22 protein-coding genes are annotated in these 23,324 nt (G+C 61.2%); 13 read left to right on the forward strand and 9 right to left on the reverse strand.

The window, feature by feature from the left end:
• Positions 1-2: 2 nt before the first annotated feature.
• The gene (locus HAT86_RS01055; protein ID WP_167192733.1) at positions 3-1,424 is read right to left on the reverse strand and encodes a dihydrolipoyl dehydrogenase family protein; all 1,422 of its coding nucleotides are present in this window, start codon (positions 1,422-1,424) and stop codon (positions 3-5) included.
• A 3-nt stretch (positions 1,425-1,427) separates the two neighbouring features.
• Entirely contained in the window at positions 1,428-2,159 is a 732-nt protein-coding gene (locus tag HAT86_RS01060) for a TVP38/TMEM64 family protein (RefSeq protein ID WP_167192734.1), read from the reverse strand.
• A gap of 292 nt (positions 2,160-2,451) precedes the next feature.
• Between HAT86_RS01060 and rpmH the strand changes: the two genes are divergently transcribed.
• The 6 genes from rpmH to HAT86_RS01090 all read left to right on the forward strand — a co-directional run bounded on the left by rpmH (position 2,452) and on the right by HAT86_RS01090 (position 8,485).
• Complete coding sequence (gene rpmH, locus HAT86_RS01065; RefSeq protein ID WP_090269000.1) at positions 2,452-2,586, forward strand: 50S ribosomal protein L34; 135 nt, start codon at positions 2,452-2,454, stop codon at positions 2,584-2,586.
• Between the two features lie 23 nt (positions 2,587-2,609).
• Entirely contained in the window at positions 2,610-3,011 is a 402-nt protein-coding gene (rnpA, locus tag HAT86_RS01070; RefSeq protein WP_167192735.1) for a ribonuclease P protein component, read from the forward strand.
• Positions 3,008-3,259, forward strand: coding sequence for a membrane protein insertion efficiency factor YidD (yidD, locus tag HAT86_RS01075; protein ID WP_167192736.1), 252 nt, complete (start codon positions 3,008-3,010; stop codon positions 3,257-3,259). Before rnpA ends, yidD begins: the two co-directional genes overlap by 4 nt.
• A gap of 157 nt (positions 3,260-3,416) precedes the next feature.
• Entirely contained in the window at positions 3,417-4,865 is a 1,449-nt protein-coding gene (gene guaB, locus HAT86_RS01080; protein ID WP_167192737.1) for an IMP dehydrogenase, read from the forward strand.
• A 45-nt stretch (positions 4,866-4,910) separates the two neighbouring features.
• Positions 4,911-6,074: an RsmB/NOP family class I SAM-dependent RNA methyltransferase gene (locus HAT86_RS01085; protein WP_167192738.1), complete on the forward strand. Its 1,164-nt coding sequence runs from the start codon at positions 4,911-4,913 to the stop codon at positions 6,072-6,074.
• A 119-nt stretch (positions 6,075-6,193) separates the two neighbouring features.
• Positions 6,194-8,485, forward strand: coding sequence for an ATP-binding response regulator (locus HAT86_RS01090; protein WP_408014978.1), 2,292 nt, complete (start codon positions 6,194-6,196; stop codon positions 8,483-8,485).
• An 18-nt stretch (positions 8,486-8,503) separates the two neighbouring features.
• Here the strand turns inward: HAT86_RS01090 and HAT86_RS01095 are convergent, their stop codons facing one another.
• Positions 8,504-9,130, reverse strand: a complete 627-nt coding sequence (locus HAT86_RS01095) for a gamma-glutamyl kinase (RefSeq protein WP_167192740.1) — start codon at positions 9,128-9,130, stop codon at positions 8,504-8,506.
• A 196-nt stretch (positions 9,131-9,326) separates the two neighbouring features.
• Between HAT86_RS01095 and recA the strand changes: the two genes are divergently transcribed.
• From recA to HAT86_RS01115, 4 genes are all read left to right on the forward strand, one after another.
• Complete coding sequence (gene recA, locus HAT86_RS01100) at positions 9,327-10,406, forward strand: recombinase RecA (protein WP_167192741.1); 1,080 nt, start codon at positions 9,327-9,329, stop codon at positions 10,404-10,406.
• A 141-nt stretch (positions 10,407-10,547) separates the two neighbouring features.
• Positions 10,548-13,211 (forward strand): alanine--tRNA ligase, encoded by a 2,664-nt coding sequence (alaS, locus tag HAT86_RS01105; RefSeq protein WP_167192742.1) that lies wholly within the window; start codon positions 10,548-10,550, stop codon positions 13,209-13,211.
• A gap of 3 nt (positions 13,212-13,214) precedes the next feature.
• Positions 13,215-13,505 (forward strand): DUF1330 domain-containing protein, encoded by a 291-nt coding sequence (locus HAT86_RS01110; RefSeq protein WP_167192743.1) that lies wholly within the window; start codon positions 13,215-13,217, stop codon positions 13,503-13,505.
• Positions 13,506-13,559: 54 nt separating this feature from the next.
• The gene (locus HAT86_RS01115; RefSeq protein ID WP_167192744.1) at positions 13,560-14,108 is read left to right on the forward strand and encodes a histidine phosphatase family protein; all 549 of its coding nucleotides are present in this window, start codon (positions 13,560-13,562) and stop codon (positions 14,106-14,108) included.
• On the opposite strand, the gene typA is transcribed toward HAT86_RS01115, so the two are convergent.
• Together typA and HAT86_RS01125 are read right to left on the reverse strand one after the other, a co-directional pair.
• Positions 14,105-15,925 (reverse strand): translational GTPase TypA, encoded by a 1,821-nt coding sequence (gene typA / locus HAT86_RS01120; RefSeq protein WP_167192745.1) that lies wholly within the window; start codon positions 15,923-15,925, stop codon positions 14,105-14,107. The two genes, HAT86_RS01115 and typA, sit on opposite strands and share 4 nt — an antisense overlap.
• A 77-nt stretch (positions 15,926-16,002) precedes the next feature.
• Positions 16,003-16,806, reverse strand: a complete 804-nt coding sequence (locus HAT86_RS01125) for a GNAT family N-acetyltransferase (RefSeq protein WP_167192746.1) — start codon at positions 16,804-16,806, stop codon at positions 16,003-16,005.
• 148 nt (positions 16,807-16,954) lie between these two features.
• Between HAT86_RS01125 and HAT86_RS01130 the strand changes: the two genes are divergently transcribed.
• Positions 16,955-17,098: a hypothetical protein gene (locus HAT86_RS01130; RefSeq protein ID WP_167192747.1), complete on the forward strand. Its 144-nt coding sequence runs from the start codon at positions 16,955-16,957 to the stop codon at positions 17,096-17,098.
• A 459-nt stretch (positions 17,099-17,557) separates the two neighbouring features.
• On the opposite strand, the gene ssb is transcribed toward HAT86_RS01130, so the two are convergent.
• Entirely contained in the window at positions 17,558-18,085 is a 528-nt protein-coding gene (gene ssb / locus HAT86_RS01135) for a single-stranded DNA-binding protein (RefSeq protein WP_167192748.1), read from the reverse strand.
• A 194-nt stretch (positions 18,086-18,279) separates the two neighbouring features.
• Between ssb and HAT86_RS01140 the strand changes: the two genes are divergently transcribed.
• Positions 18,280-18,873: a lytic transglycosylase domain-containing protein gene (locus tag HAT86_RS01140; protein WP_167192749.1), complete on the forward strand. Its 594-nt coding sequence runs from the start codon at positions 18,280-18,282 to the stop codon at positions 18,871-18,873.
• Here the strand turns inward: HAT86_RS01140 and HAT86_RS01145 are convergent.
• From HAT86_RS01145 to miaA, 3 genes are all read right to left on the reverse strand, one after another.
• Positions 18,870-20,537, reverse strand: a complete 1,668-nt coding sequence (locus tag HAT86_RS01145) for an ABC transporter substrate-binding protein (protein ID WP_167192750.1) — start codon at positions 20,535-20,537, stop codon at positions 18,870-18,872. The genes HAT86_RS01140 and HAT86_RS01145 overlap by 4 nt on opposite strands.
• A gap of 65 nt (positions 20,538-20,602) precedes the next feature.
• The gene (locus HAT86_RS01150; protein ID WP_167192751.1) at positions 20,603-21,442 is read right to left on the reverse strand and encodes a helix-turn-helix domain-containing protein; all 840 of its coding nucleotides are present in this window, start codon (positions 21,440-21,442) and stop codon (positions 20,603-20,605) included.
• Between the two features lie 78 nt (positions 21,443-21,520).
• On the reverse strand, positions 21,521-22,405 hold the full coding sequence (gene miaA / locus HAT86_RS01155; protein ID WP_167192752.1) for a tRNA (adenosine(37)-N6)-dimethylallyltransferase MiaA: 885 nt from the start codon (positions 22,403-22,405) through the stop codon (positions 21,521-21,523).
• Between the two features lie 143 nt (positions 22,406-22,548).
• Here miaA and pyrH point away from each other — a divergent pair, with 143 nt between their 5' ends.
• Positions 22,549-23,280, forward strand: a complete 732-nt coding sequence (gene pyrH, locus HAT86_RS01160) for a UMP kinase (RefSeq protein WP_167192753.1) — start codon at positions 22,549-22,551, stop codon at positions 23,278-23,280.
• Positions 23,281-23,324 lie beyond the last annotated feature (44 nt).

Genomic DNA, 23,324 nt, shown 5'->3' on the forward strand with positions numbered 1-23,324 from the left:
CTTCAGGGAAGCCAGCGCTGCACCAGCCCCACGATTGTTTTCACCTTAGGGTTATCAAACAGCCGCGGTGAGAAATAGGCCCCCGCCGCCCGCTTGTTGATTTCACCGATCGTGGGGTAGGGCGCAACCATGTTTGCAACATGTTTCATTTTCAGGCCATTGGCCAGCACGAGCGCCCAAAGGTTGATCAATTCGCCGGCCTGTGCGCCTGCAATCGACACGCCAACGGGGCGGCCGCGCACCACCATCACCTTGATCAGACCGGCAGTGTGGCGTTCGGCAATGGCCCTGTCGTTTTGTGCAAAGGGAAAGCGGACGACCTCAAGCGTGTCGCCATGCGCGTCGCGCGCCTGCGCTTCGGTCAGGCCGACCTGTGCCAGTTCCGGGGCCGTGTACGTGGCCCAAGGAATATGCGCAGTGCTGGCTTTGGCAGGCAGGCCGAACAGGGCCGAACGGATTATGATCCCCGCATGATAGCCCGCAACATGGGTGAATTGCAGACCACCGGCCACGTCGCCAATGGCGTAAACGCGGCGATTTGTGGTTTTCAGGGCCGCATCCACCTTGATCCCGCTGCGGGTGGTTTCAATACCCGCTGCCTTTAGGTTCAGGCGGTCGATATTCGGCTTGCGGCCCACGGCCATCAACAGGTGACTGCCTTTGAAGACGCGGCCATCCTTGGTTTCCACCTCGATCGCGCCGTGGCTGCCCCGAATTTCGCTGGCCGAGGCGTTTTCGACGATGTCGATGCCTTCGCCGCGCAGCGCGTCCAGAACCACTTTGGCGGTTTCCGGGTCATCTTTGCCGAGCGCTTTCATGCCTTCGATCACCGTGACCTTGCAGTCAAGCCTGCGATGCGCCTGCGCCATTTCCATGCCGACCGGGCCGCCGCCGATCACCAGCAGGTGGTCCGGCTTGTCGCGCAGGTCAAACAGCGTTTCGTTGGTGTCATAGGGCACGGTTTTCAGCCCCGGAATGGGCGGCACCAAGGGGGATGAGCCGGTGGCGATGATGATGCGCCGCGCGCGGATCACGTGATCGCCGGCCTGCACCTCGGTGTCCGAGATGAACTGCCCATAGTCGCGGATGACCCGCACGCCAAGGCCTTCAAACCGGTCTTGGCTGTCATGCGGTTCGATCTGGGCGATCACGTCGCGGACATGATCCTTGGCTTTCGCATAATCGACCTGCGGCACCACATCGGCCACGCCGTATGGGCTGGCATTGGCTTGCGCATGGGCGGCTTTGCCGCTGGCGATCAGGGCTTTTGACGGGACGCAGCCATAGTTCAGGCAATCGCCGCCCATCTTGCCGCCTTCCAGCAGGGTCACATCCGCCCCCATCTGCGCGGCCCCCGCGGCCACAGACAATCCGCCAGAGCCTGCGCCGATCACCAGCAGGTCTGTTTTGATCTTGTTGGTCATGGCTCAGAGTTCCTTTTTGCCGCGCACGGCCTTGATGAAGATCGGCATGGCGGCCAGAACGCACAGGCCAAGGATGGGGCCGATAATCTGAGGCTCCCACAAAAGCGACAGATCGGGGCGTTCGCCGCGGTCAAACACCTCGCCGACGCCGACACCGATCCAGGTAAAGACGATGGCACCGGGGATGATACCAAACAGGGTCGTCATGGCGAAATTCGTGAAGCGGACACCGACCAGCGCCGGCACCAGATTGGCCACAAAGAACGGCACGGCAGGCACAAGGCGCATCAGGAAAAGCACACTGACTTCATTTTCATGCAGGCCGGCCTTGAGTTTCTTCATGGTCCCGTCAGAGGCGTCAATCTTGGCGGCAAGGGTTTTGCCCAACCCCCACCGGGCCGCCAGAAAAATCGCGCAGGCCCCAAGGGTGGCGGCGATCACGTTGAACACCGTTCCCAGTGTCAGGCCGAATAAAAAACCCCCGGTCACCGAGGCGACGGATGCCCCCGGCAGGGAAAAGGCCACAATCACCACGTAGATCGTGATAAACAAAGCGACCATTCCCAGAAAATTCGCATCGCGAAAGGCCAGCAGCGCATCGCGGTTCGACTGAAGCGTATCGAAGGTAAAATAATCGCTCAGCGTGAACGACCCGACGATCGCCACCACAACGATCGCGGCCAGTGGCGCGTGGCGCCAAAGCGTTGGTTTCTTGGAATGTGGCATATCTGTCATCTCGCGCCGCCTTGGGCTGATTGTTACAATTGCCGCTAACATGCGCGGATAAGCGGCCCCTGACCAGAGGCCTCACGCGGGGGTGATACAGAGTGATGGTTTCGGTCCAAGAGCGACAGCTTTGCACCCGTTTGCAACATGGGGATGCGCCACGTGGGCTGGAAATTGTTGCAAAACATCCCGGCTGGGTTTGACTTGGGCAAAAGGGGCCTCTATAGAGCGGGCTTCGAACAGATACCGGGCTGGCCGCGATTCCATGCGGTGCCGCCCCGCAAAGACCGGAGACGGAGCGATGAAACGCACCTACCAACCCTCGAACCTCGTTCGCAAGCGCCGCCACGGCTTTCGCGCACGTATGGCCACCAAAGCTGGCCGCAAAATCCTGAATGCGCGCCGTGCACGTGGCCGCAAGGATCTGAGCGCGTAAGCCACGATCTCAGGACAACGGCTATGACACCGCCGGAGGCTCCCGATCACACACCGGGGATACAGCCACCGGCGGTTTCCGTATGCATTAAGACACTGACAAAGCGCCCCGACTTTTTGCGGGCGGCGCAAGCTCGTCGGCAGGGCACCGCCTCTATGATGGTGCAAGCCCGCGACCGGCGCGATGAAGATCCGACGATCCGGGTCGGGTTCACCTGTTCAAAAAAGGTCGGCAACGCCGTGGCCCGAAACCGGGCCAAGCGACGGCTGCGCGAAGCCGCGCGCGCGGTCTTGCCCGAGGCAGGGCGAAAAGGCTTTGACTACGTCCTGATCGGGCGGGCCGAGGCCACCGCATCACGGCCCTTCGAGGCTCTGAAAAATGATCTGCGTTATGCGCTGAGCCGCTTGCACCAGATCAAGACATGACACCGCTTGCCCATATCCTGTCTTGGCCGATCAAGGCGTATCGGCTGATCCTGTCACCTTGGGTGGGCTATCATTGCCGGTATCACCCAACCTGTAGCCAATACGCGTTGGAGGCCTTGCAGAAACACGGCGGGCTGAAAGGTGGCTGGCTGGCCGCCAAGCGGATTGCGCGTTGCAACCCTTGGGGGGCGTGCGGCCACGACCCCGTGCCCGAGCCGGACACGCCGTCGGACAAGATAGACCGTTAGAGTCGCGCCTTTGCGGCTGCGCAGGCTGCATTGCACCACGGGGGACAGGACGCAAGCAGAGGGCGGCAAATCGTCAGCAGGCGTTCACGCCCCCTTTCCATTTGACCGCATGCATGTAATAGGGACGTGCCAAACGATCTGTCCATGGAGAAACGTGATGGAGATTCGTGAGGCCCTGACCTTCGATGATGTTCTGCTTGTCCCCGCCCAGTCGAGCGTGCTGCCCAGCACAGCCGACACGCGGACGCGCGTCACCCAGTCTATTGACCTCAATATTCCTCTGATGAGCTCGGCCATGGATACCGTGACCGAAAGCGCCATGGCGATCTGCATGGCGCAATTGGGCGGGATCGGGGTTATTCACCGTAACTTGACCGTCGATGAGCAGGCCAAGGAAGTGCGCCGCGTCAAGCGGTTTGAATCGGGGATCGTCTATAACCCGATCACCCTGCGGGCCGATCAGACACTGGCCGATGCCAAAGCCCTGCAAGACCGCTACAACGTGACCGGCTTTCCGGTGGTTGATGAAGATGGCCGCGTGGTTGGCATCGTGACAAACCGCGACATGCGCTTTGCCGAAGACGATGCAACACCCGTGCGGGTGATGATGACCAGCGAAAATCTTGCCATCTTGCAAGAACCTGCTGATCGCGACGAAGCCAAAAGCCTGATGAAGGCGCGGCGGATTGAAAAACTGCTGGTGACCGATGGCACAGGCAAGCTGACCGGGCTGCTGACGCTGAAAGACACCGAGCAGGCCGTGCTGAACCCAACGGCCTGCAAAGATGGCCTTGGGCGTTTGCGGGTCGCTGCGGCCTCGACCGTGGGCGATGCCGGGTTTGAGCGTACCGAGGCACTGGTGAATGCCGGGGTCGACTTGGTGGTGATCGATACCGCGCATGGCCATTCCGAAGGTGTGGCCCATGCCGTGGCGCGGGCCAAGGCCCTGTCCAGCGAGGTGCAGGTGGTCGCCGGTAACGTGGCCACGGCCGAAGCGACGCGCGCACTGATTGATGCGGGCGCGGATGCGATCAAGGTTGGTATTGGCCCGGGCAGCATTTGCACCACACGCATGGTGGCCGGTGTCGGTGTGCCGCAACTGACCGCAGTGATGGATTGTGTGGCGGCAGCGGGGGATGTGCCGGTGATCGCCGATGGCGGCATCAAGTTTTCCGGTGATTTCGCCAAGGCGATTGCAGCAGGCGCGTCCTGTGCCATGGTCGGCTCGATGCTGGCTGGCACGGATGAAAGCCCCGGTGAGGTGATCTTGTATCAGGGCCGCTCGTTCAAGGCGTATCGTGGCATGGGCAGCCTTGGCGCGATGGCGCGCGGCAGTGCCGACCGCTATTTCCAGAAGGACGCCGCCAGCGACAAACTGGTGCCCGAAGGCATCGAGGGTCAGGTGGCCTACAAAGGCTCGGCGAGCAATGTCTTGCATCAGTTGGTGGGCGGGCTGCGGGCCGCCATGGGGTATACCGGCTGCGCCACGGTGGAAGAGATGCGGCACGATTGCAAATTCGTGCGGATCACCGGTGCCGGGCTGAAGGAAAGCCATGTGCACGACGTGCAAATTACCCGTGAAAGCCCGAATTACCGAATTGGATAAGTTGCGCAATTTCAGTCTATTGCAGTGCGAAGCTGAGGTTATGGCATGACCCCCGCGGCGCGGGTGCAGGCCGCAATCGAACTGCTGGACGACATCGCCACCGGCACCCCGGCTGAACGCGCCCTGACCAGTTGGGCGCGCCGTTCGCGGTTTGCCGGGTCCAAGGACCGGGCGGCGGTGCGCGATCATGTGTTTCAGGCGCTGCGCTGTTGGCGGTCGTATGCCTGCTTGGGCGGTGCGGCGACCGGCCGTGGCCTGATGCTGGGAGCGCTGCGCGACCAAGGGCTGAACCCGGCCGAGATTTTCACCGGGCAAGGCCATGCGCCAAACCCTCTGAATTTAGATGAAGTCAAGGCCGGAGCCGCGCCGGTTGCCGATGCCGACAGGCTTGACCTGCCTGATTGGCAACTGCCGTTGTTCCACGCGGCTTTGGGCCCCGAGGCTGAAGGGACTGCCTTGGCGCTGCGCACTCGCGCCCCCGTGGTTCTGCGCGTCAACGCGCGCCTGAGCACCGTGCCGCAAGCGATTGAAGAATTAGACAAAAGCGGTGTTCAAGTTGAACCGGTCGAGGGGGGGGGCCACGGGCTGATCGTCATCGAAGGTGCGCGGCGCGTCATGCAAACTCAGCCGTATCAAACAGGTCTGGTCGAAGTGCAAGACGGGTCAAGCCAAGCCGCGATGGAGGCGCTTGACCTGCCTCCCGGTGCCAAGGTTCTGGACTATTGTGCAGGTGGCGGCGGCAAGATCTTGGCCCTTGCGGCGCGTGCGGAGGGGCATTGGTTTGCCCATGATGCCGAGCCCGCGCGGATGGCGGATCTGACGCCGCGCGCACAGCGGGCCGGTGTGCAGATCGCGCAGCTATCTGGCGACCAGTTGGCGGCGCATGGTCCCTTTGATCTGGTGCTGTGCGACGCGCCGTGCTCCGGCAGTGGCACATGGCGGCGTGCGCCTGACGCCAAGTGGCGGCTGACCCCCGAACGCCTTGACGAACTATGCGCGATTCAGGCCGAAATTCTTGATCGCGCCCAAGCCCTGGTTGCCCCCGGTGGGCGGCTGGCCTATGCCACCTGCTCGCTGTTTCGGCCCGAGAACGAGGCGCAGAGCGACGGCTTTGTCGCGCGACATCACGACTGGCACGAGACAGACCGCCGCCGATGGTCCGTCAGTGCGGTGGGAGATGGGTTCTATTTATCTACCTTTTCGCGTTAATTAGATTCTGCATGCAACCTTGACGTGTTGATCTGGCTGTCATTAAGTCTCGCTTAAGGTTTTTCGGACAGTCTTGCCGAGAACCGATGGCGAGGCAGGAGACGGGCCGGATGGCAGACATGATGCAATCCATGCCGATGCGGCGCGGTGTTGTCACCCTGCGGCCGCATGCGGGCCTGATCGCGCTGGCGGCCTTGATTTTCGGCGGGTTAGGCTGGGCCGTGACGCTGCACTTGGCACAGGTCATCTTGGTGTTGGTTGCGGGCACCTTGTTGGCCACGTCCTTGTGGCTTGTAGTGGCGGCCAGATCGAACGCGGCGGCGCAAGGGCAGGGCTGGTATGCACAGATGCTACAGGCCGACGCGATCCCATCCGTTGTCGCCAAGGCTGATGGATCGATCCTCTATCAAAACCCTGCAACCCACGCCGTTTTGGCCGATTACGGCATGTCCGACACCTGTGAAACGCTGGCCGGATGTTTGCGGGCGGATCTGGCCAACCCGGGCCCGATCCTCTTTCGCCTGCAAAGCCGCGCCGAAAGCACGGGCGCGGCGCATGAAGATTTGGTGACGGGCCGGGGGCATTTGCGCCTGTCCGTTCATCATATCGGGGATGGCACCTATCTGTGGCGTATCGAAAGCGCGTCTGATCGTGTGCTTGCCGGGGCCGATACGGTGTCGCTTCCAATGCTGACGGTTGGCCGCAAGGATACCGTTCTTTCGATGAATGCGGCGGCGCGGCACCTTGTCGGTGAGCGGGTGCGGTCATTGGATCGCCTGTGCCCGCAACTGCCGCTGCGTCCGGGGCAGGCCAACCCGATTTTGACCAAGGACGGCATAGTGTCTTGCCTTGTTGTCGCGTTGGAGGGGATGGCCGCGCGACGTGAAGTGTTCCTGTTGCCCGATTTTGGCGCGGATGCATCACAAATCGACGGCTGGGCTTTTTTCGATGAATTGCCCGTGCCGTTGTTGAAGCTGGGGCGCCTTGGCGTCGTGGAACTCTCGAACCGTCCGGCGCGGGATCTGTTGGGTGTGACCGAGTGTGTGGGTCACCCCTTGGGCGACATGTTGGAAGGGTTGGGGCGGTCGATCAGTGACTGGTTGGACGACGCGGCGGCCGGGCGTGGCGACGTGCATTCCGAATTCATGCGGGTGCGGCGCGACGACAAAGAAGTGTTCGCGCAGGTCACGTTGAGCCGTGTGGTCGAGGATGGTGAACCTGTTCTGATTGCCGTTCTCAACGACGCAACAAAGCTGAAATCGCTAGAGGCCCAGTTTGTTCAAAGCCAAAAAATGCAGGCGATCGGCCAATTGGCCGGGGGAGTTGCGCATGATTTCAATAATCTGCTGACGGCGATCTCGGGGCATTGCGATCTTTTGTTGCTGCGTCACGATCAGGGCGATCCGGATTACGCCGACCTGATGCAGATCAGCCAGAATGCAAACCGCGCTGCCGCGCTTGTGAGCCAATTGCTGGCTTATTCCCGCAAACAGACCTTGCTGCCGCAGGTCATGGACATGCGGGATATGCTGGCCGATCTGACCCATCTTTTGAACCGGCTGGTCGGCGAAAAGGTGACGCTGACGCTTAGTCACGATCCGATGCTGGACACGATCCGCGCCGATAAGCGGCAGTTGGAACAGGTGCTGATGAACCTGGTGGTCAATGCCCGTGATGCCATGCCGGAGGGGGGCGAGATTCGCATTGTCACCGAGAACCTGACACTTGACGAACCGATGCGCCGCGACCGGGCTGTGGTCGCGCCGGGGCGCTACGTGTCGGTCAAGGTCATTGATGCCGGTGTCGGTATTGCGGCTGACAAGCTTCAAAAGGTATTCGAGCCGTTCTTCACGACCAAACGCACCGGCGAGGGCACCGGGCTGGGCCTGTCCACCGCCTATGGCATCATCAAGCAAACCGGGGGCTTTATCTTTGCCGAAAGCCAGCCAAACACAGGCACGACATTTCAACTTCTTTTGCCGGTGCATGAGACCCCTCGGGATACTGCCCCCGCCCCCAAGGAAAGAGAACTTGGATCAGGCCGGGCTGATGGTGTTGTTTTGCTGGTCGAGGATGAGGCGCCAGTGCGCGCCTTCGCCAGCCGGGCCTTGCAGTTGCGCGGTTTCACCGTGCTGGAGGCCGAGGCCGCAGAAGAGGCGCTAGAGTTGCTGGATGATCCTGATTTGAAGGTGGATGTCTTCGTAAGCGACGTGGTGATGCCCGGTATAGATGGCCCAAGCTGGGTGCAGGAGGCATTGAAAAATCGGCCCGACGTGCATGTGGTGTTTGTCTCAGGCTACGCGCAAGAAACCTTTGGGGATGTGCAAAAAGCAATTCCGAACTCGGTTTTCCTGCCCAAGCCGTTTTCATTGACGGAACTCACGGAAACCGTGCAGCGACAGATGTCGTGACAGGGCGCTGGCCTGTGTTCAGGGTGCGGGCAAGGGGCGATAGGCGCCATTCTCGCCGATCCCCTCCCACAAGGTGAACTCATCCGCGCATTTGCGGCGCAGTTTTGTTTCGGTCTCGGCGCTCAACGCCAGCGACATGTCGGGCGAGGCATTTTCGCGACCCGTGTCGAAGGTCACGCCCAGACGGTCCTGCAGAAACTTGCGCAAGCCGTCTTGATCGTCATAGCGAAACAGATGCGTAACGGCTGTGCCGTTTTTTTGCGGTTCCAGAAACTTGGCCTGTGATCCGACATTGGCGAAGGGCGGTTTGTCGCCGCGTGTGTAGGCGTCGATGAATTCATCAAATGTCACGTCATGGGTCGAAGTGCGTTGTCCCTTGGTAAAGGGGCGTCGGCGATAGCGATACCAACTGCCCAACCAATCCACGGGCTCACGCATCACGGCGACAATATCCAAAGGCGTACCGATGAACTTTTCCAATGCCGGCCGATAGAAGCGGTTATACCGAAACACCGGCGCATGTTTCAGCTCGGGCGGATCGCGGACGACCATCGCCGCATGGGGGCCAAGCGCTGTCTGATAGGCGGTGGTGCCGGTCTTGGGCACGCAGAGCAGCACAAGTTTTGCCTTTGAGAACAAAAGCATGTCGCACTCGATCCGATAACGTTTCGCACTTTGGCGGTCGCCGTAAACTACTTGTTAATCGCTATGGGCAAAAGTGGTGTTGTAAACAATTTTCTTGAAATGTTCTCATTTTGTCTGCATAGGTAATGAGAACATGACGTGAACAAACGCAGTGATTGCTGCCCGAAGGCGGGTGTGAAATAAGGGACCGAATTCAATGGCAACGGCAGATCTTTTGACGATGGACAGCAAAAAAAACGCGGACAAGCAAAAGGCGCTGGACAGTGCCCTTGCACAGATCGAGCGCCAATTTGGCAAGGGCTCGATCATGAAACTGGGCGGCGACAACCCGATTGCGGATATCGAATCCACGTCGACTGGCTCTTTGGGGTTGGATATCGCGCTTGGGATCGGCGGCATCCCCAAGGGGCGTATCGTCGAAGTTTATGGCCCCGAAAGCTCGGGGAAAACAACGCTGACGCTGCATTGCGTGGCCGAAGAACAGAAAAAAGGCGGCGTCTGCGCCTTTGTCGATGCCGAGCATGCGCTGGATCCGATCTATGCCCGCAAGCTGGGGGTTGATCTGGACGAATTGCTGATTTCGCAACCCGACACTGGCGAACAATCGTTGGAGATTGTCGACACTTTGGTGCGCTCAGGCGCGGTCAGCATGGTGGTGGTCGATTCGGTCGCCGCACTGACGCCGAAATCGGAACTGGAAGGCGATATGGGCGACAGCAGTGTCGGTGTGCAGGCCCGCCTGATGAGTCAAGCGATGCGCAAGCTGACCGGATCGATCAGCCGCAGCAAATGCACGGTGATTTTCATCAACCAGATTCGGATGAAGATTGGCGTCATGTTTGGCAGCCCCGAAACCACCACTGGCGGCAACGCTTTGAAATTCTACAGCTCGGTCCGACTGGACATTCGCCGCATCGGCTCGGTCAAGGACCGCGACGAGGTGGTTGGCAACCAGACCCGGGTCAAGGTGGTCAAGAACAAGGTGGCGCCGCCCTTCAAGCAGGTTGAATTTGACATCATGTATGGCGAAGGCATCTCGAAAACCGGCGAATTGCTGGATTTGGGCGTCAAGGCCGGTGTGGTCGACAAATCGGGAAGCTGGTTCAGCTACGGTGACGAGCGCATTGGCCAAGGCCGTGAAAATGCCAAGACTTTCCTGAAAGAAAACACCCGGATCGCGCTTGAGATCGAGGACAAGGTGCGCGCCTCGCACGGGTTGGAATTCGAGATGCCGCCCGGCACCGCCGAAGGTGGTGACGAGATTGTGGAAAGCTAAACTGGATCACCACCGCTGATCTTGCAAGAACAGCGAGACCCGGGTTCGGATGGACCCGGGTTTTTTCTTGCTGTGGACACCGCAGTTGGGCGCAGATAAACCGTCGTAACGCTTGGCCACATTGCCCCGAAAGAGATCCAGATGCCCACGCTGAATGAAATCCGCTCGACCTTTTTGAATTTCTTCGATGAAAACGATCACCGCATCGTCGACAGTAGCCCTTTGGTGCCGCGCAACGACCCGACGCTGATGTTCACCAATTCCGGTATGGTGCAGTTCAAGAACCTGTTCACCGGGGTTGAGCATCGCGATTACACCCGCGCGGCGACCAGCCAGAAATGCGTGCGCGCAGGCGGCAAGCACAACGATCTCGACAACGTCGGCTACACCGCACGGCATCACACCTTCTTTGAGATGCTGGGGAATTTCAGTTTCGGCGATTATTTCAAGCAACAGGCGATCCCCTATTCGTGGGATTTGCTGACCAAGGAATTTGGGCTGAACAAGGACAAGCTGCTGGTCACGGTTTACCATACCGATGATGAAGCCGCGAACATCTGGAAGAAATATGCCGGGCTAAGCGACGACCGGATCATTCGAATCGATAGCGACGATAATTTCTGGTCGATGGGCGCAACCGGCCCCTGCGGCCCCTGCACCGAGATTTTCTATGATCATGGCCCGGACATCTGGGGCGGCCCTCCGGGCAGTGCGGATGAGGATGGCGACCGTTTCATTGAGATCTGGAACCTTGTTTTCATGCAGAACGAACGGTTCGAAGATGGCAGCATGCGGGCGCTTGACATGCAGTCGATCGACACCGGCATGGGGCTGGAACGCATCGGCGCCTTGTTGCAAGGCAAGCACGACAATTACGACACCGACCTGATGCGCGCGTTGATCGAAGCCAGCGCCAACCTGACCAACAGCGACCCGGATGGCAAAGGCAATGTGCATCACCGGGTGATCGCCGATCACCTGCGCTCCACGTCGTTTCTGATCGCGGATGGTGTCATGCCTTCAAACGAGGGACGGGGCTATGTGCTGCGCCGGATCATGCGCCGCGCGATGCGGCATGCGCATTTGTTGGGCGCGCAAGATCCGGTGATGTATCGCCTTGTGCCCGCGTTGGTGACGCAGATGGGGCAGGCCTATCCCGAATTGGGCCGCGCGCAGGCGTTGATCGAAGAAACGCTCAAGCTGGAAGAAACCCGGTTCCGCCAGACGCTTGAGCGCGGCTTGCGCTTGTTGGACGACGCCTTGGGCAAGCTGCCCGATGGCGCGCCGCTGCCGGGTGAGACCGCGTTCAAGCTATACGATACCTACGGGTTCCCGCTGGACCTGACCCAAGACGCCCTGCGCGAGCAAGGGCGCGGCGTGGATGTGGCAGGGTTTGACGCCGCCATGGCCGAGCAGAAGGCCAAGGCGCGGGCCGCGTGGTCCGGATCAGGGGAAACGGCGGATGCCTCGATCTGGTTCGATATTGCCGAAGACACCGGAACTACCGATTTTCTGGGCTACGACACCGAGGTGGCCGAGGGGCAGATCACCGGGCTGGTGCAAGATGGTAAATCTGTGGATAAGGCCAACAAGGGCCAGGACGTGCAGATTGTGTTGAACCAAACCCCGTTCTACGCCGAATCAGGCGGACAGGTGGGCGATACCGGCCTTCTGAAAACCGACACCGGAACAGCGCAGATCAGCGACACGCGCAAAGTGGCCGGGGTGTTTATCCATGTGGCCCAAGTGACCGACGGTGAGATCGAAAGCGGATCTGCCGCGCAGCTTGAGGTGGAGCACAGCCGCCGCAGCGCCATCCGCGCCAACCATTCGGCCACGCACCTGCTGCACGAGGCGCTGCGCGAGGCGCTTGGCGATCACGTGGCGCAGCGCGGCAGCCTGAACGCGCCCGACCGTCTGCGGTTTGATTTCAACCATGCCAAGGCCTTGACCGCCGAAGAACTGGCCCGCGTCGAGGCGGAGGTGAACGCCTATATCCGCCAGAACGAGCCGGTCGAGACCCGGATTATGACGCCGGATGATGCGCGCGAATTGGGCGCGCAGGCGCTGTTCGGCGAGAAATACGGCGACGAAGTGCGCGTTGTGTCGATGGGCAAGCAGGACGGCTCGGGCAAGGGGCTGGATGCGCGGACCTACTCGATCGAATTGTGTGGAGGCACCCATGTGCGCCAGACCGGCGATATCGGGGCCTTTGTGGTGACGGCTGATCAGGCCTCAAGCGCGGGGGTGCGCCGGATCGAGGCGCTGACCGGCGAAGCCGCGATGGCCTATCTAAGTGCACAGGCGCAGCGCGTCGATACGCTGGCCGCCGAGTTGAAAACCCGGCCCGAGGATCTGGTGGATCGCGTAAAGTCGCTCATGGACGAGCGCCGCGCGCTGAGCAACGAAGTGGCACAGCTGCGCCGCGAGCTGGCGATGGCCGGTGGTGCCGGGCAGGGCGATGGCCCACAGGCCAAAGAGGTGGGCGGCATTCCATTCATGGCGCAGGTGCTCAGCGGTGTGTCGGGCAAGGATTTGCCTGCACTGATCGACGAGCACAAGGCGCGGCTTGGATCGGGTGCAGTGTTGCTGATCGCCGATGCCGATGGCAAGGCCGCGGTGGCCGCCGGTGTGACCAAGGATTTGACCGACAAAGTATCGGCGGTTGATCTGGTCAAGGCGGCTGTGCCCGAACTGGGCGGCAAGGGGGGCGGCGGCCGCCCCGACATGGCGCAGGGCGGCGGCAAGGATGCCGGAAACGCCGACGCCGCGATCAAAGCCGCCGAAGCCGTATTGGAAGGATAAGAGATGTCTGCACTTTGGATTGCCCATGTGACTGTCACCGACGAAGAGGCTTATGGCAAATATGCCAAGCTGGCCGGGCCCGCAATTGCCAAGCATGGCGGTAAGTTCATCGCGCGCGGTGGCCGTTATGTGCAGTTGGAGGGCAAGGACCGTCCGCGCAATGTGGTGGCCCGGTTTCCCAGTGTCGAGGCCGCTGAAACCTGCTATCACAGCGCCGACTACCAAGAGGCGTTGAGCCATGCGCGCGGCGCGTCCGAGCGCGAGTTGCTGATCGTCGAGGTCACCGAAGAATAATTGGCCGATTGGCGCAATTGCCCTAACATTCTGTTCACAGCAGGAGGGTGGACAATGCGTTTTATAGTGGCGGTTTTGATTGTGCTCTGGCCCGCGTGGGCGGCGGCGCAGGATTTTTCATCGCTCAAGCAGCCCGGCGTTGTGGCCTTGATGCGGCATGCCTTGGCCCCCGGCACGGGTGACCCGGCCAATTTCGATGTGAACGATTGCAGCACGCAGCGTAATCTGGGGGATCGCGGGCGCGCACAGGCGCGCCAGATCGGTCAGATGATGCGGGCGGCGGGGGTTCAGTTCGATGCGGTCTGGAGCAGCCAATGGTGCCGCTCGAAAGACACGGCAACCCTTCTGGACATGGGAGAGGTGGTCGAGGTGCCGTCGATCAACTCATTCTTTGCAGGGCGCGGGGACCGCGCGGCGCAGACGCAAGCCGCGCTTGAATTGATCGCATCGCAGCCCAAAGAGGCCCGGCTGCTGTTGGTGTCGCATTTCGTGAATATCAACGCGCTGAGCGGTGAAGGCCCACGATCAGGTGAGATCGTGGTGACCCGCCGCGACGAGCGCGGCGGGCTTGAGGTGATCGACCGGATCGAAATCGCGCCTTAGGCGGTTTTCGCCGCGCGTTTGCGTTCATGCGGGTCAAGGTGGCGCTTGCGCAGACGGATGGCGTTTGGCGTCACTTCGACCAATTCGTCATCGTCGATATAGGCAATCGCCTCTTCAAGGCTGAGGGTGACAGGCGTGGTCAGCCGCACGGCCTCGTCCGTGCCCGAGGCACGCACGTTGGTCAGCTTTTTGCCCTTGAGCGGGTTCACCTCAAGGTCATTTTCTCGGCTGTGTTCGCCGATGATCATGCCTTGATACACTTTTTCTTGTGCGCCGATGAACATTTTGCCGCGGTCTTCAAGGTTCCACAGGGCAAAGGCGACCGATTCACCGTTTTCCATGGAAATCAGAACGCCCGCGCGACGGCCCGGAATCGGGCCTTTATGCGGGGCCCAGCCGTGGAACACGCGGTTCAGAACGCCTGTGCCGCGGGTGTCTGTCAGAAATTCACCCTGATAGCCGATCAAGCCGCGCGACGGGATATGCGCGATGATTCGGGTTTTGCTGGCACCGGCTGGTTTCATCTCGGTCAAATCGCCTTTGCGAGCGCCGGTCAGTTTTTCGATCACCGCCCCCGAATAGTCATCATCGACGTCGATGGTCACCTCTTCGATGGGTTCCAGTCGCTTGCCGTTTTCATCTTCGCGCATCAGAACGCGGGGGCGTGAAATCGACAGCTCGAACCCTTCGCGGCGCATGTTTTCGATCAAAACGCCCATCTGCAATTCGCCACGGCCCGCCACTTCAAAGGCTTCGCCGCCGGGCGTGTCGCTGACGCGGATCGCGACATTGACTTCGGCCTCTTTCATCAGGCGGTCGCGGATGACGCGGCTTTGCACCTTCTTGCCGTCCCGGCCCGCCAGCGGGCTGTCGTTGATCCCGAAGGTGACCGAGATGGTCGGCGGGTCAATCGGTTGGGCTTCCAGCGGTTCTTCTACCGCCAAGGCGCAGATCGTGTCGGCCACGGTGGCCTTGGCCATGCCTGCGATGCTGACGATATCCCCGGCCACGGCCTCGTCGATATCCTGCTGGCCAAGGCCGCGGAAGGCGCGAATCTTGGTGACGCGGAATTGCTCGATTTTCTGGCCGATGCGGGTGAGGGCCTGAACGGTCTGGCCCACCTTGAGGCGGCCGGATTCAACCCGACCGGTCAGGATACGGCCCACAAAGGGATCGGCGCTGAGGGTGGTGGCCAGCATACGGAAGTCTTCATCGGCATGCGCCTGCTGGCGCGGGGCGGGCACGTGGTTGACGATCAGATCGAACAGCGCCGACAAGTCTTTGCGCGGTCCGTCCAGCTCGTGATCGGCCCAGCCCGAGCGGCCCGAGGCGTACATATGCGGGAAATCCAACTGATCGTCATTCGCGCCAAGGCTGGCAAACAGATCAAAGCATTCATCCAAAGCGCGGTCAGGCTCGGCGTCGGGTTTATCGACCTTGTTGAGCACCACAATCGGACGCAGCCCAAGGGCCAACGCCTTGGAGGTCACGAATTTGGTCTGCGGCATCGGGCCTTCGGCGGCATCGACCAGCAAGACAACGCCATCGACCATCGACAGGATGCGCTCGACCTCACCGCCGAAATCGGCGTGGCCGGGGGTATCGACGATGTTGATCCGGGTGGTTTTCCATTCGACGCTGGTGGCTTTGGCTAGGATGGTGATCCCGCGTTCGCGTTCCAGATCGTTGGAATCCATGGCGCGTTCATCGACGGCCTGATTGGCGCGGAAGGCACCGGATTGTTTCAGAAGTTCGTCAACCAGTGTTGTTTTGCCGTGGTCGACGTGGGCGATGATCGCAATATTGCGCATGTCCATATGCGGAAGGTCCTCGTGTTTGTCGCCTGCCGCCTATACCGGCAACGCCCAAATGACCAGAGGCAAAGCGGCACAGCCTAAAGGCGCAGGCGGATCATGGTGGGGCCAAGCGGGCGGATATGGGCCCCGGTGCCGATCTTGAACCGGGCCAGACCGCGGGTGGTGTGGGTGTCGACGGCCCCAAGGTCAAGCCGGATGATGCCGCGGGCAGAGCACGCATTGGCAGCATACCACAGCAGCAGGTGATGGGCCATAAGGCTGCGGCCTTGGGCGCTGGTCCAGCCGATGTGGTAGCTGGCCGAGGGCGGATGATCCAGCACCATCATGAACGCGACCGTCTGGCCGTCGTGCTGTGCCAGATAGATGAGCGCGGCATCCGGGGCCGTGGCCGCCCATGCGTGGGTGAAGGCCGCAGGTAAGGCGGCGTAGCGGCGTGCCCGGCGTTGCGCCTGTTCGTGCTGCAAGAGCCGGGTATCGCGGGCCGCGTCAAAGGCACGGCTGCTGATGCGCAACGCCCCGGTGTCGGCATGGTCCAGCGCGCGCCGCAGGCGGTTGCGCCATTTGCCGTGTTGCGCCGCAAGGCGTTTGTTTTCCGGCTGGGTCAGATCCAGTTCGGCCACGTGTGGCGGTGTGACCAGCGCGCGATACCCAAGCGCGCGCAGCATATCGGCGTCGCGTTGGGTGTCGGGACTGGCCAGCCATTGACCGCGACAGGCCCCGTGAAGCGCTTCAACAGCCGCACGGTGGTGCGCGCTATCGGTCCTTGCGGCCCACAAAGGCCCGCGCGGCAGCCAGTTCAGGCGCAGCGGCCCGAGGCAACGCGTGACGATCTGGGTTTGCCCGATGATCCGGTCGGCATCATAAAAAGCAAGGCGTTGCACCGTTGCGCCGATCGCCGATAGGGCGGATGCGTAGCGCGGGTGTTGTTGTAGCGCGCAAGGCGCCGGCGGCGGCAGGTCAGGCGGGCAGGGGATGCATCTCATAGCCTGTATTAACCGGATGACAACCTAATGCGGGGTTAATGGTGGTATGAGCAAGAAGCACAAACAGGTCATGGGCATCGACGCGGCCCCGCCACGGCCAACCGTCTTGGCGGCGTTTTTGTTGGCGGTGTTGGTCTCGGTGCCGGTTGGTGGTGCGTTGTGGCTGCTAGAGTGGCTGGGCGCGATATAAAAAAGGCCGCCCAATCGCCAGCCCTTTGCATTAAATGATGCACATGAGAACACGCAGTGGGCTCAGAGCGCAATGATTGTTCAAAGCCAAGACAGGCCGTTTGTTCTTAGCCCGGCACGGAATCAAGGCCGCAGGCCGCCGTGCATCGCCAGACCGTCCCGCGGGCTGGTGATTTGGCTGCCGCAAGCGCGCACCTTTGAGAGCGGAAGTGTTTGGCTGGCATAAAGCGCCCCGAAATTCCGTCAGATCACCATCCCACGGTCTGGCGATGCACGGCTTAGCAAAAGGCGGCAATGTCCCGCACAGCCGACATCAAACGCATTCAGATCCCGAAGAAATCTTCGCGAGCCGGATTCTTGTCATCATGTTGTCCTGAAGGGCGCTCAGCTCCGCGCTGGAGCATGTATTGCAAAGGCCGCCCAATCGGGGCGGCCTTCGATCTGGCATGATCCGGTCTGATCAGAACGGGATTTCGTCGTCGATATCGCGCGACGGACCGCCGGAGGGGCCGCCCTGTGGCCCGCTTTCCCCGCTGCCGCCACCGTAATCGCCACCATAGCTGCCCTGATCGCCGCCGCCGTAACCGCCGCCCGACTGGCCGCCGCCATAGCCGCCCCCGCTGCCGCCACCACCATCACGGCTGTCGAGGAAGGTCATTTCACCGGCATAGGGGCGCAAAACGACCTCGGTCGAGTACCGATCCTGCCCGGACTGATCTTGCCACTTGCGGGTTTCCAGCTTGCCTTCGATATACACCTTGGAGCCTTTGCGCAGGTATTGCTCGGCCAGACGCACAAGCGCCTCGTTGAAGATGGCGACGGTATGCCATTCGGTGCGTTCGCGGCGTTCGCCGGTGTTGCGATCTTTCCAGTTTTCCGACGTGGCGATGCGCAGATTGCAGACTTTGCCGCCGTTCTGGAATGTCCGAACCTCGGGGTCGCGGCCCAGATTTCCGATGATAATTACCTTGTTCACTGAGCCGGCCATCGCGGACCTCCTTGCAGATGTCGTGGTGTTTGTTGCTATCGGGGTTTACACCATCGCATGCGCCTGAAGGAAAGGTTAAAATGAATGGAAAATCCCGTGTAACCCGCGCGGCGCGGCGTTTTGTCGACAGTTGAACTGGAATTTCGTTAAATTTTATGTATATTGCGCGCAAAAGCATCGGGGACAGTTTGCTCATGAAAAGACTTGCAATGATCGCTGTCGTGGTGGGTTTGGTCGCGCCAGTGGCGGCCAAGGCGGATGTGTTATCCACCAAGAATCGCAACACGCTGTTCAGCTCTCAGACCAAGGTTCTGGATACCCGGGCCAAGCAACAATACAACAATTCGGTGCGGCTTCAGCCCAAACGTGTGAACACACCGACCAAGTGGGGCACAGTTTCAACCAAGTCCTACACAGGGCAATATCGTGGCCGTTACCTGCAGATGGCCAAGGATGCCGCACGCCGCCATGGCGTGCCAGAGGATTTGTTTTTGCGGCTGGTGCAGCAGGAATCGGGCTGGAATGCGCGGGCGCTGTCGCACAAGGGCGCGATCGGGCTGGCGCAGTTGATGCCGGGGACGGCGCGTGTGTTGCGGGTTGATCCCAATGACCCCTATGAAAACCTTGACGGTGGCGCGCGCTATCTGGCCGAGCAGTACCGGACCTTCCGGTCATGGCGGTTGGCCTTGGCGGCTTACAATGCCGGGCCGGGCGCGGTGCAGAAATACGGCGGCGTGCCGCCCTTCAAGGAAACCCGCAATTACGTGCGTGTGATCTGGGGCAGCTAGGCTGCAAAGCCGATTTTATACAGGTGAATCTCATCCGACGGGTGCCGTGTGGCGTTTACCAACCGGCCGTTATGGTGGTTGTAAAGCGTGCGCCAATAAGGCTGGATGATCACCCCGTCGTCGCGCAGCATCGTTTCGATCTTTGCCATGACAGCGCGGCGTTGCGCGGCATCTGACAGGGCCATCGCCTGATCCAGAAGCGCGTCGAACTCTGGATTGGCATAGCCGGTTTCGTTCCACACCGCGCCCGAACGATAGGCCAGCGACAGCGCCTGCACCGCAAGTGGGCGGTGATTCCACTGGGTCAGCGAAAACGGGAATGTCTTCCAATCGGGCCAGAAACTGGTGCCGGGCAGGATCGTGCGCCGCACGGGGATTCCGGCATCGCGCAGTTGCGCGGCGACCGCATCGCCGGTGTTGCGCTGCCACTCGTCGTCCAGCGTGATCAGCTCATGCTCGTATCCGGACAGGCCAGCCGCATCATGCGCGACACGCGCGGCGGCGGGATCATACGGGACAGGGCCGATATCGGCATAGGCGGGATGCACCGGGCTGACATGGTGGTTGGCGGCCAGAATACCGCGCCCCGCGTAGCCCAGTTCAAGGCAGATCGCATTGTCCACGGCCATGGCAAGCGCACGGCGCACCTTGGCCAAGGCATAGGGGCGGGTGCCGTCCGCGGCTTTGGCGTGCTGATGGGTGCGGATCACGGCCGTGGCCGCGCTTTTGGTTTCGGTGCGTGTCCAGCCGATTGCATCCATCGCGTCAAGGAAACTTCCGACGGTTTCATACAGCAAGTCGATTTCACCGGCCTGCGCGGCAGCGATCCAGTTCGCAGGGTCGGTGCCGAAGTCGATGAACTCAACCCGGTCCACGTATGGCCCGCCGTAAACGGCAGTGCCCCACCATGTGTGATCGGGATGGCGGTCCAGCACGCAACGCTGCCCCACAATCAGACTGACAGGGCGGAATGGGCCGGTGCCGATGCCATGCGCGAAGGGATCACCGCCATCATAGCTGGCATGGGTGATCGCGGCGGGATAATCCGACATATTTGCGATCAGCGCGATATCCGGGCGGTTCAGGGTCAACTCAACCGTCAGATCATCGGTCACGCGCAGCGCCCCAGCCTGCAATTGGCCCGTGGTCGGGTCGATCAGGCTGGCACAGCGCGAGGCCATGGAATTGCCGGGCTGGGTCGTGTCGCACCAATGGCCGATATTGCGCGCTACGTCGCGGGCGGTGAAGGCATCACCGTTGTTCCACGTGATACCGGGCCGGATATGCAGCCGGTAGGCGGTGGCATCTTCATTGACCTCCCACTGCTCGAGCAACATGCCGCGAAAACTACCATCGCCGTTGTATTCGACAAGGTATTCCAGAAAGCCGCGCGTCAGGTTGCCCATTTCGCTCCAGTCATAGGTGACGGGATTTTGGAGGGCTTTCACGTTTTGTTGAATGCGCAGGGTGCCGCCTTGCTGCATCGCGGGGGCGGCGCGCGCGGTGGTGGGCAAGCCGCCAAACGCACAGGCCGCTGCCGTCCCAAGCCCAAGCGATGTGGCGCGCGCCAGAAATTCTCGTCGGGTCACACGCCCTGCGGATAGATCGCGGGCCAGACCGGGCAGGGCCGGGTGCAGCGGGGCTGGGCGTTTGACATTGACCATGTGGTTCTTTCGCTGGCTGGCAGACAGGGTGTGTCAGATCATTACAGTCTGTGCCATGCCCAAGGTCAACCGACACCGGTTGCAAGGGGTGTGGCGCGTGTCGGGGCTGTGGCGGTTTTCTGGCCCTGACGGCGTAGGGCGGTTGGGGTCATGCCGGTATGATGCTGGATGAAACGTGAAAAATAGGCGGCGCTGCGAAAGCCCAGCAGCGCGGCGATGTGTTTGAACGGCAGTGTGCCGGTTTCCAACATGCTGCGCGCGGCATGTAATATGCGCTGCGTCAGCAAATTGGCGGCGCTCAGGCCGGCGCAGGCCCGACAACTGCGGGTCAGATGCGTGGGAGTGACGCCAAGGGCGCGGGCGTAATCGGCCATGGGCTTGCCCGATTTGTAATCGCGTTCGATCAGCGCCGCATAGGCGGTAACCAGCCGCTGCGCTGCGCTGGGCCGCGCGGCGTGGTCGTCTGTATCCGCGATCATAGTCCGGCGCAGCCAGACAGAGAGAAGCGCGGCATGTGCATCAATGGCTTCGTCCATAAAGGGGCGGTTGCCGTTCTGCTCGCGTTGCATCGCATCCAGGATCGAGGTCAGTTCGGATTGTGCCTGCACGTCGCGTAGGCGCAGGTGCTCCGGCTCGTCCGGCATCAGGGCGGCTCCACCGGGTGGGATGGCGCAGATCAGCCCAAACCCTTGCCGTCCAACATCCAGCGAAAACAAGGTGCCTGCGGGGATGACCAAGGCATTATGCACACCGACACCGCGCCGGATTCCCCCGATCAGGGCGCGGCCCTGCCCACGGGTGATCCAGACCAAAAGGTGCATCGCGCTGCTATGGGGCAATTCCGCCTGCCATACCCCTGCCGAGGACCATTGTGCCAAGGTCGAGATGCGCGCGCGGGATTTCATGTCTAACCTGTGAATAGCGGTAATTATTCTACTCTAGGCGCATAAAAATGTATTTGTCAGTTAAAAATGTTGAAATTTTTACAACATGGCCGCATCCACCTTGGCCCAGTTGCGCATGCGCGCCCGGAACCACGTGCGCTGACGCTTGGCGAATTGCCGGGTGGCGATGGTGGCCGCCGCGCGCGCTTGATTCAGCGTGATCTCGCCTTGCAGGTGCGCGATAAGCTCGGGCGCGCCGATGGCTTTGGCGGATAAGCTGTCGGGCTGCCAGCCGGGTAAGTTGGCGCGCGCCTCGTCCAGTGCGCCCTGATTTAGCATCGCGTCAAAGCGGCGTTCGATCCGGGGGGTGAGCCAGTCTTTTTCAGCCTCAACCACGAACGCGGCGCAGTCGGACAAGGGCAAAAGCGGTGGTGGCGTGCTGTCTTGCCAATCGGCCAAGCCACGCCCGGTGGTCTGCAAGACCTCCCACGCGCGTTGCACGCGCATCGGATTTTGCGTGTCGATGCGGGCGGTGGTGGCGGCGTCCAGTTCGGCCAGCATCGCGGCGGCACCGTCACGGGCCAGTCTGGCGTCGGCATCAGCGCGCACGGTCTTGGGTGTTGGGGGAATATCGGCCAATCCTTCGGTCAGGGCGGTGAAATACAGCCCCGTGCCGCCCACGATGATCGGGCGCGGCCCGCCGGGGCGCAGCAATGCGGCCACGTCCCGCAGCCAATGGCCCACCGAATATGCGCCATCGCCGGGCACATGGCCATACAGCGCATGGGGCTGTGCGGCCTCATCCTCAGGCGATGGGCGCGCTGTCAAAACGCGCCAGTTGTCGAACACCTGAATGGCATCGGCATTCACGATCACACTGCCGCCTTGTGCGGCGATCCGCATCGCAAGCGCAGATTTGCCGCTGGCGGTGGGGCCAGCAATCAGAACGGGCCGATCGGCGGGGATATCGGGCAAGCTGGTCATTGCCGTGTCAGATAAGACAAATTCGCGCCATGTGCGAGAGGCCCGCACGCGAATGTGCGCCGGAACGGGTTTCGGCGATTGCACCTTGCCGGGTTTTACGACATTTTGCGCGCGATTGAGTTGCGGCTACCAAGGATTTGCCCATGTCCAACACGGATTCCCCGAAAACCACGTTCAAACGCGTCATGCTGAAAATATCAGGCGAGGCGCTGATGGGGGATCAGGGCTATGGGTTGCACCCGCCGACCGTTGAACGGATCGCCCGCGAGGTCAAATCTGTGCACGACATGGGCGTCGAGATTTGCATGGTCATCGGCGGCGGCAACGTGTTTCGCGGGCTGGCGGGCAGTGCGCAGGGCATGGAACGCACCACCGCCGATTACATGGGCATGTTGGCCACGGTGATGAACGCGTTGGCGATGCAAAGCGCCTTGGAAAAGCTTGGGGTGTTCACCCGCGTGATCAGCGCGATCCGCATGGATGAGGTGGCCGAGCCCTACATTCGCCGCCGCGCGGTGCGCCACCTTGAGAAAAAGCGCGTCTGCATCTTTGCAGCGGGCACCGGCAACCCCTATTTCACCACCGACACCGCCGCCACGCTGCGGGCCAATGAAATGGCCTGCGAGGCGATTTTCAAAGGCACAAAGGTGGATGGGGTCTATGACAAAGATCCGATGTTGCATGACGATGCCAAGCATTTCGCTACCGTTACCTATGACGAGGTTTTGGCCCAGCATCTGAACGTCATGGATGCCAGCGCCATCGCGCTGGCGCGCGACAACAGCCTGCCGATCATCGTGTTCAGTCTGGACGAACCCGGTGGCTTCAAAGGTATTCTGGCAGGCGAGGGCACCTATACAAAGGTGCATGCCTAAGGCTAAACAGGCCCAACACGACGGGAACACCGCGAGAAGGAAGA

Source organism: Roseovarius gahaiensis, from assembly GCF_011601345.1.
Taxonomy (GTDB): domain Bacteria; phylum Pseudomonadota; class Alphaproteobacteria; order Rhodobacterales; family Rhodobacteraceae; genus Roseovarius; species Roseovarius gahaiensis.